The organism is Pedobacter sp. 01N416, assembly GCF_056399685.1.
On sequence record NZ_JBFTRT010000033.1, the window covers coordinates 1 to 14,382 of the forward strand.

3 protein-coding genes are annotated in these 14,382 nt (G+C 39.0%); all 3 read left to right on the forward strand.

Features of this window, described 5'->3' with window-relative positions; translation table 11 throughout:
- The first annotated feature begins 36 nt into the window (after positions 1 to 36).
- A complete protein-coding gene (locus AC1DND_RS03265; protein WP_477579080.1) occupies positions 37 to 6,150 on the forward strand; it encodes a hypothetical protein in 6,114 nt (2,037 codons plus the stop codon).
- A gap of 1 nt (position 6,151) precedes the next feature.
- Positions 6,152 to 6,943 (forward strand): hypothetical protein, encoded by a 792-nt coding sequence (locus AC1DND_RS03270; RefSeq protein ID WP_477579082.1) that lies wholly within the window; start codon positions 6,152 to 6,154, stop codon positions 6,941 to 6,943.
- 138 nt (positions 6,944 to 7,081) lie between these two features.
- On the forward strand, positions 7,082 to 14,382 hold a 7,301-nt coding region (locus AC1DND_RS03275; protein ID WP_477579084.1), incomplete at its 3' end, for a DUF6443 domain-containing protein.

Sequence of the window (14,382 nt, forward strand, 5' to 3'; positions counted from 1 at the left end):
GGGTTGAACGGCTCATTAACTTTTGGCATTTTTGGGTTGAACGGCTCATTAACTTTTGGCATTTTTAGTGATAATTATACAGGCATAGGAGCCGAAATTGGTGCAAATGCTGGAATGTCTTTTTCACTGATTAATGACGGTCAGCTTACAGCCGGACTCGGGATTGGTATTTTATCAAACACAGCTTCGGGCGTAGATGTAACACCTAATGCATCTTTATCTATTCACGCTATTAAAGAAGAAAAAGCTGTTGTAAATGCAGGCTTTACTTCCTCTTTAGGCTATAATAGCCGTTCTGGGTTGAAAACGTTAAGTTTCGGTAAGAGTTTTATAACTTATAATACTTCCTCATCTATTTCCTATAATACAGAGCCGATAATGCCAAAACTCCAGGTACCCTATACTTCTAGGTATGGTTCTTTTAGTATAGATGTTGGTGGAACTGTTTTTGGCGTTTACGCTAGTGCAGGTGGAACAGGTTATAAGAGTGAAAGGTATATCTCTAATGGCGGCAATTTCAGAAATCCTGAATACGGGTATTTGTATGCCGAGCGCGGAAAAAATCAAAGAAAAGCTTTGCATGATTATATTAGAGAAAAAGATAATCCGGTAATTCCCGAATTGCCAAACCTGGCTTTGCCAATTGCTACGCCAGATGTATTTGCGTACAACAGCCAGGTAGGTTCTGGCCAATTTAGGCTCTATAGGGGGGGCACTGGTGTTTACTTTGATAATGAGGTTGCAGATCATTCTGAAGTAAACAGTACGGGTGGTGATATTGGATTTGGCACATATGCACATGGTGGTGTAACTGCTTTCAATCAATCAACCTCGAATGTGACCAGGAAATGGACGAATGACAACAATTATTTAAAAAATGGTGATTTTCAGGATGAACCCACTACTGATCCTGCCAGGCAACACGTTTTCTTTCGAAATGCCGAAGACAAAAATATTGAAGATAGTTCGATGGTATCGAAGATATATGCGTCAACTCCACTTTCGATTTCAACTTCAAATAAAACAGCATCATCAAGTTTTAGCACGGTAAACAATTTTAGCAGTAATGTATTGCCTGTAGCTGGAAAAATAGAAAAAGACAAACGTGAAATTCTGAGTACTTCAATTTCTTATCTGACGGGATTAGAAGCCTCAATGGCCGGTCTTAACAAAGAGATAGAAACCTATAGTTTTATTGATGGACAAAATTTTGATCCGCGGTATTCGGAGACTATACGTACAAATATTGGCAGGACCGTTGGTATTCATAAACCGCATCATATCTCTGAAATAACAGTAACCAATACCTCTGGCCAGCGGATGGTATATGGTACTCCGGTTTATAATAAAGAACAACAAGAAATTTCATTTGCGGTAAACAATGCTGGAAATAACGGTACGGGTAAAGTAGATGTGCCTATGAATGGCAATGAAATTAATCATGATAATCAGGGACTTGATAATTATTATCATAAGGATTCGCAACCTGCATATGTTTACAGCTATCTGATCAGTGGAATTTTATCGCCCGACTATGTAGATAAAACGGGAGATGGAATAAGTTTAGACGACAACGGGACTGGGATTAAGTTTAACTACAGCAAAATTGATTCATATAAGTGGCGCACTCCTTTCGGCAATAAGAAAAATGGAGATTCGCATGTGCCGGAAGGCAGCTTAAACAGGGCCTTACTTGCCGATCCTGATGATGATAAGGGATCTATCGTTTATGGTGAAAAGGAAATTTACTATGTACATTCAATAGAATCAAAAACTAAGATTGCTTTTTTTATCACAGAAGACAGACTCGATGGTTTAGGCGTAACAGATTGGAAAGGTGCTTTAGACCTGGGGACAAGGCAAAAATGCCTAAAAGAGATCCGTTTATATTCCAAAGAGAATTTAAGCAAACCCATTAAGGTTGTAAAATTTGAATATGGATATGATCTATGCCCGAATACACCAAATTCGATAGCAAGCGGAGGCGGTAAATTAACCTTAAAAAAGGTTTGGTTTGAGTATGGAAATACCCATAAGGGCCAATATCATCCTTATGTGTTTACATATAACTCAAAAATTAATGGCGTCGATATCCCTTATGGAACGATGATGACAGACCGTTGGGGCAACTATAAAAATCAAACTAATCCCGGAAATTTAACAAATGAGGAATACCCTTACGCAACCCAGGATAAAGCATATGCCGATGAGGTTGCGGGTTTATGGCATATTAGTAATATCGAATTACCTTCCGGTGGGAATATAGAAGTGAAATACGAAGCAGATGATTATGCTTATGTGCAAAACAAGCATGCAGCAGTTATGGTTCCTTATGGTTTTCCCGACGGTACAGGTTTAAGTAATGCGAATGCCATACAACTTAATATAGATTCGGTTCCTCCGTTGGGACAAGATCAAACCCAATGGTTTAAGAACACCTATTTAAATGGATCTGACTATATCTATACCAAATCGCAAATTAATGTTAGTACAGCAAATGCACCTTCCAGTAATAATGGAGTCGATTTTGTGTCGGCTTATTGTAGAGTAACTTCAGTTACGGTTAATTCGGGAGTAGCAAAGCTTAATCTAGAACAAATAGCTGAGGGCGGACCAGCAACCAATCCTATCCGTTTTGCCGCCTGGCAAAAAATGAAAAACGAATATCCGAAATTTGCATATCCAGGTTACCAAAACAGGGTAGGAGATAATCGTAACACAGGAGTAGCTGCAGCGGTTAGTGCAGTGATGAACGCCGCTGGAAACTTAAAAGAACTTCGCGAAAATTTTTATCAAAAGGCACTTCGAAAAGGCTATTGTAGTACAGTTGAAGCAGGGAAATCTTTTGCACGTATAAGCTTAACGTCATCAGCAAAATTAGGTGGTGGCGCTAGGGTTAAGCAGGTTACTATAAAAGATGAATGGGATGTACTAACTGGCACAAATGCACCCAAGGGGATTTATGGACAGCGTTATGAATACACAACTAAATCGGGCAATGGAAAAAAAATAAGCAGTGGTGTAGCTACTTATGAGCCGTCTATTGGTAATGATGAAAATGCCCTAAAGGAGCCGGTGCCTTATGTTCAGAAAATAAAAGGTACGATTAATAATTATTTCGAATTGGAAGCGCCTTTTGGAGAGTCTTTATACCCAGCACCAAGTGTTGGTTATAGCAAAATAACTGTAAAAGATCTTGATGCAAGTGGTGCTCTTCCTCCTGATCAGATCCCTAAAACCGGGTACGTTGTTAATGAGTTTTATACCGCTAGAGACTTTCCGGTAAGGGTTAATATTTTGCCTTTAAAAAAATATAACCCCAAACCACAAAGTAGTTATTCTCTTATTCAAACCAGCAGTATAGAAGAATTGGTATTATCTCAAGGCTATTGTATAGAACTGAACGATATGCATGGAAAGCCTAAGGCCAACCGGATATTTAATAATTCTGGAGTAGATATATCTTCAACTGAATACAATTATCAGGTTGAAGACCAAAATGCTGTAGAAAAAAAATTAGATAATAAAGTAAGTATTGTTAAACAGAACGGCAATGTTACCTCTGGTATAATTGGGAGAGACATAGAATTCTACACTGATTTTAGAGAACAGGAAACAAACAATTCGGGCCAGACTATAAACCTGGGCGTTGATGTTATACCCATTTTTCTAACGCCGATACCCATTCCCCATTTTCCAATTAATAGTAATAACGAATATAAACTATTCAGATCAGCATGTGCGGTAAAAGTTATTCAAACCAATGGGTTAATTAAAAATGTGGTTAAAAAAGAAAATGGTTCTTCTATTTCGGTAGAAAATGTAGCCTATGATGGAGTAACGGGAGAAGCGCTACTAACTAAAACGCAGAATGAATTTAATAAAGATTATTACTCGCTTAATTTACCTGCTTATTGGGCTTACCGTAAAATGGGAGGAGCCTATCAAAATCAAGGGATGGTGCTTAAAAATGTTTCCTTAAACAGCCTATACGAAATTAATGACGCTTACTGGAGCTTACTTACCCAAGGAGATGAGTTAGTTAATATTGCATCTGGAGTGCATTACTGGGTAGTTGATAATCGATCTTTAATTGTCAATAGTTCTCCCAGTCATCCTGAGTATTTGGATCTTCCATTATTAGAACCAACCAAATTATTGATTGATCAAAGAGGAAAAGTATTAAAGTCTATAACCGGAACCGACGATGCCAAAAAATTCAAGGTAGTACACTCTGGCTATAGAAACCTTCTATCGGCCGGAACCGAGAGCATTGTATCGGTAAATAATCCGATAAAAAATAATAAACTAAATATTAATGGCGATTTAAGCCAGATGAAGGTATTATCTGCATCGCTTACCACTTATGATGATGAATGGCCAGTTGATGCCTTAGGGCAGGTAACAGACCGTATTGAGAATACCTCTTCTACTTTCAACTTCAGAATTGCTGGATATAACTCTGAGCATGGTCGTTCGGGATCCCGCTTTTATAATCCATGCGATGCTGAAGGTAACTTTTTTAATGCTCCATGTGGAAATCCAGATTATTATAATTTCAGCAATGATTATTTAAACTCCAGATTAATAAATATTGGAATATGGCCGGATACAAGTATTCCTGCAAGCGTAGCTGAACCCTTAGGCTTTACCTCGACATTTGATGCTCCGGTTAGTAAATATTATTTCATTGGGTTTGCAGGTGATGATAGAATTAAAATTACAATTGATAATAATGTATTACAACCCACTGTAAATTCCCCTGAAACTTTTGAATATTGGACTATTGTTCCTGTTTATCTCGCTGCGGGAACACATAAAATTGAAGTTGAAGGATATAATATTTCTAATGCATACAACAACTGGCCGAATAATCCAGGAAGTATTGGTGTGGAAATTTACCGGGATGACATACAAAATGTTCTATCTGCCTCAAGCGTTAATGTACCTGCAACCATATTTTCAACATCTTCTCTCGCATATAATTATGATATACAAAGTTTTAGGACCATTAATGGTCTTAAAACATGGCATTTTACTTATGAAACGTTTTACAATCCTTTTGTACAGGGAATAAAAGGTAACTGGCGGCCAAATACACAAAAAGTATATCAGGAGAACAGGGCTTACGACAATATTTTCACTTTGGGTAAGAAAGGAATGAATACAGCCAATGCTGGTTATATTAAGACTTTTAGTTCGTATTGGAATTTTGGTGGGCTTTGGAATAACATAATCGGAAACCCTTCAACCACCAAATGGATCACCTCCAATATTATAACTCAATATGATAAATACGGGCAGGAACTAGAAAATAAAGATGCCTTAAACCGATATAGCGCAGCAAGTTTCGATTTTAAGGGAGAATTGCCATCGGCTGTTGCATCCAATGCCAGGAACAGAGAAATCTATGTCAATAGCTTTGAGGATCGCGGTCGCCATACTGTTGTACCTGATACCAATGTGGTTAAGGAATTTGTTTCGAAGCCCTATAATCAACCATTATACTGGTCGATTTCTAACTCGGTATCACACTCAGGGAATTACAGTTTGGCATTGTCAACAGATGGAATTGTACTTTCTACTGTAAAACACAATAAAGAGCAAAAAACAATGCCATACCTAACCCGTAACAATAATGGCGAGTTTAACCTGCTAAATAATTATGGTTTACTGCCACGTGGTTTTGAACCGGTACAGGGAAACGAATATATCTTTAACGTTTGGGTAAAAGATAACCAGCCAACAAATAAGAGTGTTAACATAAGTGCCTATTACCAGGTTCCTAATTATGGTTATAGCTATCCGGTTGAATTAAACTATAAAGCCGTTGTAGAAGGATGGAAATTATTGGAAGGCAGGATAAGGACACAAGTTAGCGGATATCATAAAATGGACTTCCTGTTAAAAGCTAATTATGATGGAATTTATATTGATGACATCAGGATCCATCCCAAAGATGCTCATTTAAAATCGTATGCCTACGACAGCCGTAATTTTAAACTGATGGCCGAACTTGATGAAAATGCTTTTGCAACCTTTTACGAATATGATGATGAAGGATCATTAGTGCGTGTGAAGAAGGAAACGGAAAGAGGTATTGCTACCATTAAGGAAAACCGTTCATCGTACAGAAAAAAGAACCTATAATATGAAAACACTACATAAAAAAATATTCTTTTTATCAGTTGGCATATTAGCCCTATTGGTTGTGGCCTACTCCAGTGCTAAAATGATTGCGAATAAAACAACTGTAAAAACGGTAAACGTGAAAGATACAGTTGAAACTATAAGTATTGATACCGTAAAACTAAAACTATTTACCCAGGCTGGTAGAGCAATTGATTTTAACGCTGATCGACTTTTTATTTCAGGAACATTAAGTGTTCATGACGGTAATGATAGCTCAGTAAATGTTAACAATGCGGCTTATTGTTTTGTAAAGAGAGACAGTAACTTTTATTATAAGCTGAATTTGGTAGAAATGCTGAATACCAGATCTTATTGCGTGCAAACAGATGGGCTACAGAAAAAGATTATGATTTCATCTCATAAGCGTATTGCCCCTCAGTTGATGTTTCCGCAATTGGAAAAACTGGTAGAACATTTACGGGAAGAAAGATATAATGTTGTCGAAATGCCAGCACCTGAAGGACTGCGGAAAATAGCATTGATTAATCCTCATCATGTTACCTGTAAAGAATACAGTATTACTTTTAACAGTGAAACATTCAAACCAACTGAAGTTCTGATTAGACTAAGCAATCTGGATGATCCATTAAATCCTAAAATGGATAAAACCATTTCAATGAAATATTCAAAAAACAGTAATATCAATGAGGATGCTATGCTTTCTATTGAAAGAATGGTAACAAAAACAGGCAAAGGATTTAAGGCTGTTAATGCTTATAGTGGTTACGAGGTGATAGAGGTGGGCCAATAGGCTGACCTGTTCAAAAAAAAGCAGTTTTTGGGATGTTAATATGCACTGCAGCGTATTGTTTCAAACTGAAGTAAACGAGGATAATTAGGTAATTGCGCCTAATTAAAACAAGATTTTATTAAGAAATAATTTACAGTTATGTTAAAAACGCTCCGTTTTATTTTTGTGGTTTCTTTATTGGTATTGCTGCAACAATATGCATTTGCAGCGGTAGAACCCTATCAAAACTTCTTAAAGGGCAGCATTAAGGTAGGCGACTCGTTATTGGTAAAAGATGAAAAATTTAAAAACACATCGTTTAACTGGGCTGATATTACAAATATTTCGGTTAAAAATTCCATTAACTTACAGGTTTTAGATGAAGAGGCCATTAGCCAGTCTTTTAGCTGCAGCTTAAAAATCAGGGTCGAATATTTTAGTTCACCAGAACAAATAGAAGCAACCAAAATCGAAGACGTAGAACTTAAGGTAAATTACGATAAAAAAACCGGAGCGGTTTATAAGGGCATTGATACTTATAGCTTTCAGAATGGTTATTATGTAAAAGTTTATGTTATTTCGATAAATAGCCCTGAATTTGGTGCTCAATTGCCGCCAATATTGCAGTTAAGCAGCATGATCAATATCGATCGTAAATATGCTTTTAAACCCTATCTTTTTTTGGGTATTAATGGTCAGCAAGGAGATGTGTCGAAAACACATGGAGTACAACGGTTAAGTAATGGAAGTGTTCAGGATAATCAATTAAAGCTGAGCTGGTCTTTAATACCAGGTGCAGAAGAATACGATATAGAATGGGTGGGTATTGACAGTGGATCGGAATGGGAAGTCATTGCAGATGCCCTAAAAATTAATAGTGGGACATATTCAAATGATGATATTGCTGCAATATTTAGAAACAATGCCACTAGAATAACTACGCACGAACAAAACTATGCCATTTCGTTATTGTATAATGCCAAATATATCCTGGTAAGGATGCGACAGGTGCAATACACGGCAGATGGACTTAGAAATACTGGAGACTGGTTTTATAAACAGGAAGATAACAATACTTATGCAGTATGGGAGCCAAGCTGGCATCAGGAAAATTTAAACTGGCAATATTCTGCCACTTATGCCGAAGAAGGTAAAAAGAAAGAAGTAGTAAGTTATTTTGATGGATCGCTAAGAGGACGCCAAACCGTAACCCTTAATAATAGTGATGATGTAGCGGTAGTACAGGAAAATGTTTACGATCAGTTTGGACGCGCTGCTGCCAGTATTTTACCTGCTCCTGTTAGAGAAAGTACAACCAACCAAGCCTTACATTATTTTCCATCTTTTAACAGAAATGCAAATAATGTTCCATATAGCTATGCCGACTTAAATGCTGCCACCTGCGAACCTTTACCCGGGGCCTTAAATGTAGCATCAGGAGCATCACAATATTACTCTCCGCAAAACCAGTTTAAAAACCTAACATCCTTTAATCAGTATATTCCAGATGCCGGTGGTTACCCTTTATCAGTAACACAATATACACCTGATAATACCGGACGTATAAAATTGCAGGGCGGTGTTGGTTATACCTTTCAGCCAGGAACTTCCGAAAAACATACTACCCAGTATTTTTATTCGAAACCAGAGCAGTGGGAACTGGATAGATTGTTTGGTAATGATGTAGGTTTTGCCGAGCATTATCTTAAAAACATGGTGGTCGACCCTAATGGGCAGATCGGTATCAGCTACCTTAATGCAAGTGGTAAAACCATCGCAACAGCATTAACGGGCAATACACCTGGCAATGTTTCGGGTTTAGATAATAAACCTGATGCCCGGGAGATCAGCATGAAGATATTAAAACCTGAACAGTTTAGTTTTGATGCCAGTCGTTTAAGCTTAAATGCAACAACAACCTACACCGCATCAGTAACAGGTCCGGTTACCTTAAAGTATGATATTGAAAAATTGATTTCAGAATATCCTGGTACTGCTTTTAAGCCTTGCAGCAATTGTTATTATGAACTGGGTATTACTATACGCGATAATTGCAACGTGATTGTGTATAGTACAGCTTCTCCCGTTAAAATAGGCTCAGAAACTTCAAACTGTGATGATGCTGGCATTTACGCTAGTACCATAGAAACAGCTTTTAACCAAATAGGCGAATATTATATCACTTTTAATTTTAACCTCAGCGAACGGGTTATCAATTATTTTACTGATGAATATGTTAGAAAAGGACAAGAAGGACTGCACATTAAGAAACAGTCTGATTTTGTATTGAAATATCTGACCGAGAGCCGTTTTCAGGATTGCTTTTCTGACTGTAAAACAGCAAGGGCAAAACTGGGCAGTAAAACAGACTTTACTACAATGTTTATCGATAAGCTCAATCAACTGGGCGAAACCTCGGCTCCTTATCAGGATTTTATTTCTGGCACTTATGATGATCTTCTGACCAAGGTTGCTGCGCTTGAAGCTGGTTGCGGAAACACTTCTCCTTGTGATGAGTACCAGAATCCTATGTTATTGGATGTTTCGCCAGGGGGGCAATATGCCATGGTTGATCAATCAGGTAATCTTTTGGAAACGGCTACCAATGTGTTGCAGCTTTATTTTAAACACGGTGCATTTGATGGTAATTTGGGCAATACTGAAACTTTATACACGGATAATGCGGTGACCAGGGAAGATGGTAGCATCAGCTCTCCTTATGATGCGTCATTTAGCTTATCCGATCTGGTGAGGTACTGGAAACCCGAATGGGCAGCACAGTTTTTACGTTTTCATCCTGAATATTGCAAATTGCAGTTTTGTATCAATCACTCTGGTGAGAAAAGATGGGATGATAGTTTAAAGGAGATAGAAACCGCTGCGGCAATTGGTTATCACCGCGGTAATGCGATAAACTGGTTGCTCAATTCCGATCCTTTTTTTACGGATCCTGCCCATAGCTCGTACAAAAGTAGTATGGAGTTCGATCTCACCAATTTTAGTGTGGTAAAAACAGGCCGAGCGGATGTTGCCGTTAAAAATATCTATGCTTTTATTGATTTTGTACTTTACTGCTCAGATACAACCGGTACAACCAATCTTGGGGTTAATACAACGGCACAGAACTGGAATACCTGTAATCCTAACGATGCGTGTAGAGTAGAAAACCGAGAATGGCAGTTTTATCGTGATTACTATCTTGAACTTAAAGCAAAATATATAGAGATACTTAGAAATATCGAGACCTGCGATCCTTCTGTTACTTGTCCAATTGGGAAACCGGTAGCTTCCGATTATAATTATACTAATAACGGTGACGACTGCTCTACAAGGATGCTCCTGGGCTCTACTCAACAGCTCTCTCTTAATAGTTATAGAGTTTATGATTACATCAATAACCAGCAAATTACTTATACCTACACCTCAGGTTATATCGGCTCTCCACCTACAATTAGTTGTAACAATTTAAGCAGCAGACAGTTTTATGCTTGCATAGAGGTAAGAATGCCGGGTGGTGAACCAATGAGATACACCAATGTATGGGAAACAACTTGTGTTGAAAGCATACCTGTTGGTTGCGGCGTTGAATACAGTTTGGTAGCTGATGGTAGTTATGGCGGAAACCAGTATTATGCTATTTCTTCGCCGTATCGTTACGACTATAGTTTTTATGAAGGTTATGATGAATCCAATTCACCTCAAGTAGGTTGTAACGGAGGTTTGTATAACAGCGATTTGAATTTTTACAATTGCTATACTGTATATTACGGTGGCAATAGCTATGTATTTAACAATGTTTGGGTAAGTATCTGCAATACTTATATTGGAGGTAGCGGCGGCGGTGGTGGTGGCGGCGGTAATCCATGTGATCAGCAGCCCACTGCACTTTTTAAAGCAGTTGAAGCAAATACCACCAATAACCTTGAGCAAACGCCCTGTGAAGTTACCCAGCAGTTAATGGCAAACAATTCGGCCGAACAGCAGGTTTTAGCCGATTTCGACAGCAATAACATCTATAGTGTTAGTAAAGTAGCACCTAATGAAACCAATAAAAGTGCCGCCAGAAAAAGCAATAATATTAGTGCTGTATCAGATACACTAAAGCAGTTTGGCGAATATGAATTTAAACCTTATTTCGCCGTACAGAATGAGAAGGGAAGTTACAGGGTATACAGAAATGTTTGGGTAGCTAAATATCAACCAGCGCCGGTTTCTACACCGTCGATGGCAATGAAAAGCAGTGCTTTGCAAACTGAAAGCGCCATGCGTGTTTCAAACACGGTTACCGTTTGTGCAAGAATAAGCGATAACGTCAACTACGATGGTATTATTTCAAAGTATATAGATTGTTATGGATATTATTTTCACAATCCAAGGAAAACAACTGTTGAACTGGTCGATCAAAATGGTAATCCGGTTACCTTCCATATGGATGTACAGGTAAATGTAAACTTCCGTGTTGATCACTTTTTCTCAAGTGCAAATGAGTCTGTTACTATAAATATTCCTAACGGACAGAACGCTGCGACATATTTTTACGATGCGACTTATTATATACAAGAAATAAATTGTGAGCCCTTCCAAAAAGTATATTTAAACCAAAATACAATTACCGGTGCTACCTTTTGTACACCTGCACCGAACCCAGCTAATTGTCCTGCCATTTACGCGGAAAAAACAAGTAGGTTCGATCCCGATATTACAGCGCCCAAAACAGGTTTAACCGAAGCAGAGTATATAGCAGTGCAGAATGCGGCTTTAACCAGCCAGATCAATACTTCATGTACAGGTAATGCCGAAGGTTGGATACAACGCCTAAGAAAAGGCCTCGAAGCAGGTAATTATACTGCAAAAATAGAAGAATTAAAAAACAACTTAATTGCCTTATGTATAAATGGAGGCGATTTAGCACATCCTTTTGGTGCAAGCAGTTTACCTGCTGAACAGAGCATTATGATAAATGGGCATGCTGCTACCAACTTTGGCGATGTAATTAAATACACTTTAGAGCCCTTAGGTTTTACCACTTTTACCGACCTGCTTAACCCATGGTTAATCGATTCGCCGTATCCATATGAGGTTAAACAGCAACCTACCCAAATCTCCATTTCTGCAACAACAGATGCCATTTGTAATAAATTAGGCAACCTCCCGGGTTATGGTACTTCTGGTTTTTACAATACCCTTGTAGCGCAATACGGAACGGCCATGACCTTAACCGAAGCGGAGCTGAATACTTTGATAAAAGGTTGCACCAATTGTAAACATTTATTGGATTACGATATTAAACTTCCGGTTTTCTTAGATGGAGCAGCAACTGGCTGTATAGATAGAAATACCTATAACTCAGCAGTATCAGGTTTAAATACTGCGTTCAGCAATGCTTTAAGTCCTTCATCTGCAAATTACGAAACCATCTTTAGTAATTATTTAAATCAGAAATTTGGTTTCTTTTTATCTTATCACGATTACGAGGTTTATGCCAGCAGTAGCCGCGATTTGTTATGTAACGAGCCGCCTTATGTTGCTGCACCTATCGATCCTATGGCCTGTGTAAAAGCATTGATCGATCAGGCTTATGGAATTGGGCATGAGCAATACACAACTTATATTAACGAAGAAAAAAGAAAATTTGTTAATGCCTATATCAATACCTGCGCGGCTGCAAAAGCCAATGTAACATTAAAGGCATTGCAGCAAACTTACCATTATACACTGTATTATTACGATCTGGCAGGTAACCTGATCCGTACGGTGCCACCAGAAGGGGTAACGCTTTTAACCGATAACGAAGTAGAACTGGTACAACGGGGCAGGAAAGCACAGCCCGAAGATTGTAATTACAATGGTCCGGTGAGCGAAGCTGATCAGAATACCGCTTTACAAACCCTTAGCAATACTTTACAGGGGCATGGCAATACGGCCGTAGAAATGTGGCTGCATACCGATGCGGATGGGGGCAAACAGTTTGTTGCCGCTACACCCGATATGAAATACATGCTGCAGGCCTGTGTAAACGGCAACCTGGTTAATGTAGATGTTTTCACCTTAAACCAAACTGCGGCGGATAATGTTAGCATAGTATTAAGTAACCATGTTACAGCCAATGTAAGCGATATTTTACCACTATCACCTTGGACACATGTGGTGGTACAAGGCACAGACCTCGCGCAGGGGGCTTTACAGATCTGGGTAAACGGAAAAGCCTATGCACCTGTTGCAGGTGCTCCATCTGCTGGTTGCGGCTGGACCATTTCCAGTAACCCGATAAACATGCCGCGTAACTTTACCAATTTAAAACACTTTAGGATTTATTCGGGACGTTTAATGGCAGCAGGCGAAATTACAGCCAATGCCGAAAGCCCTTGTTTTGCCGTGGCCGATGGTACTGCCCTTGCCTGGTACCGCTTTAATATACCAGCGGCAGGCGGCCCCACTACCATTGCCGAAAACAGTACTTTAGAAACCCAGTTTAACGGAACCTATCCGCTACATAAGTTAACCACTACTTATGCCTATAATGCAACCAATCAGGTGGTAAAACAATACACGCCTGATGCGGGTACCAGTAAGTTCTGGTACGATTATTTAAGCCGCCTGGTCATTTCTCAAAATGCAAAACAGGCCGCTGGTAACAATTTTAGTTATACCGATTACGATGCATTGGGCAGGATAAGAGAAGTGGGGCAGAAAAATACGGCAAGCAGCGGCTTAGCCGAACCTGCTTATGTAGACAATACTTTTTACCGTAATTTTTTAAACCTGGGCAGTAATACACAGATTACCAAAACCTATTATGATGGATTAATAAGTGATAACGGGGTATTAACCAACCTAAGCCAGAATAATCAGCGTAAACGGGTATCGGCCAGTGTATACCGCGAAACAACGGGGACATTTGCCATTAATGCAACTTATTATGATTACGACGTAAGCGGCAATGTAAAAACACTATATCAACAGATTAACGGGCTTGGACTAAAAACTTTAAATTACGAATACGATTTAATTAGTGGCAAAGTTAATTTTCTAGCCTACCAGCACGGCCAGAACGATGCCTTTTATTACCAATATAAATACGATGCCGATAACCGTTTAACCTCGGCATGGAGCAGTACCCAGGCCAATGTGGTAAATTATGGCTTCGGTAGCACCTTAACCGATCCTAGCCGCCGCATGGATGCCAGCTACCAGTACTACCTGCATGGTCCGCTGGCCAGGATGGAACTTGGTCGTAATACCGAAAAGGTTCAGGGCTTAGATTATGCCTATACCTTACAAGGCTGGCTAAAAGGCGTAAACGGAACAAAATTAGATCCAACTATCGAAATGGGAGGCGATGCCGCACAGCCCCAAAATGCCACCATTGCAAAAGATGCCTTGGCCTATAGCCTGGGTTATTATAATGGCGATTATAGCCCTATTGGAGGCAATGGCGCTTTTGCCCATACGTATGTGGG